At 42.3% G+C, this 1,489-nt stretch carries 1 protein-coding gene; it reads right to left on the bottom strand.

Annotated features, from left to right (window positions below):
• Positions 1 to 43: 43 nt before the first annotated feature.
• On the bottom strand, positions 44 to 1,312 hold the full coding sequence (locus EDC14_RS26405; RefSeq protein WP_243663135.1) for an IS4 family transposase: 1,269 nt from the start codon (positions 1,310 to 1,312) through the stop codon (positions 44 to 46).
• Positions 1,313 to 1,489 lie beyond the last annotated feature (177 nt).

Here is a 1,489-nt window from a genome sequence, read left to right as displayed (position 1 = left end):
GGGAAGGGCGAGGGTCAATGTCGTCAAGCTACGCTGGGAAAAATTACAAACTTTTTTTCTGATTCATGGGATAACGGTCCCGATTCGTTTTTTTAATCCGGGGATGGGTTCTCCCCGGCCTAATGGGGACAGCATTCCGCGCAATTTCTCGCATCAGTTGATCTAATACCTTCTTACGCCTTCGGGAACTTGGTTCCAAAATCATGAGGATGAGACGATCTTTGAGCTTTCCAATTAAAATGTTCATGTTGGTTTGGTACTCATATTTCAGGTTCTTGTCATGGTTTCGTTCCTGGATTTGTTCATCGGAATCCATCTTCGCCAGAGCGGCCATATTGGATAGATACATCGACGCATAAAAATCCTGTTCAACTGTGATGGGGGTTTCACCCGTGAAATTTTCAATCTCTAACCTGTGCTTTAACTCATTATACTTCGTTTCGATTCCCCAACGTTTAAAATAAAGTTCCATAAAGTCGTCGATAGTAAAACTTGGCTCCAACAAGCTGCTGATAAGGATCTCTTCGACGCCGGATGAGAGCATGAATTTAAGGACTCGAATCCGATAGGTTTGGCCTTTATACCAAAACGCGACGATTTCATCTTGGCTTTTGACTTGGTTGACTTCCTTGATAAAATGAGAGGAAACCCGCATCACAAAGTTAATCTTTGCTTCCGTCAGTCGGGTAATCAATGCTTTCGAAGGATAGCCTCGATCAAACAAGATAAGATCATTTCTCAAACCGTTTTCGCGGAGTCTTTCAATATGCCGATAGGCAAGGATTTCTTCGTCAACATCATATCGATCAATGATCGCGTCGATCAGAAGATGATTTCCGAGGTCATACAACCCGGATACTTTGGCTCGAGCCACTTTAACGGTTGTATTTTCGGCATATCCATAAACGTTTCGCAACGCTTCGGTATTTTGCAGTTCCACCGTTGACCCGTCAATCGCGGAAAGTCGGTACCCTCGATAGGTTTTAAAGTCATTGTTCTGATAGAACTGGTTGACGATGGCCTGAAACAGGATGATGAACGCTTGCGGTGACACTTTCTGTCGGGCTTGGGAAAACGCTTGCTTACTGACCGTCTGATTTGTCCCTTGGGTTAGGGTAAAAAAGTTATCGAGTTCAATTTGCAGTGATTTCTTAGTAAAGTTCAAGATAAAGGCGATCAAATTGACAAATCCCATTTTTCCCTCTCGAATAAAATAGGTGGGGCAGAGCCTTGCTTGGCAAAGATACCAAATACTGTGAGTGATTTCTTGGGTCAGTTCGATTGCTTTTAAAAATGGCTGGTTGTTTTTCATTGGAATCACCCGCTATCAACTTGATATACCTGCAAAAAAGAGGCATCCAAGTCGATTTTGGGGCGATTTCTGTTTTGTCAAGGGGTTTTACAATATTTGTTTTAATTTTATAAACTTTTTTGACACTTCGATGGCGTTTATCCTCCTATCTTTTTACAGCGTAGCTTGACAACATTG

The organism is Hydrogenispora ethanolica (assembly GCF_004340685.1).
GTDB classification, from domain to species: Bacteria; Bacillota; UBA4882; order UBA8346; family UBA8346; genus Hydrogenispora; species Hydrogenispora ethanolica.
The sequence above is the reverse complement of the archived record's forward strand: the minus strand, read 5'-3'. Positions and strand labels throughout refer to the sequence as shown.

What these genes read in the sequence shown, in the direction of transcription:
- EDC14_RS26405 (WP_243663135.1), bottom strand. Translation starts at nt 1,312, where the DNA reads ATGAAAAACAACCAGCCATTTTTAAAAGCAATCGAACTGACCCAAGAA.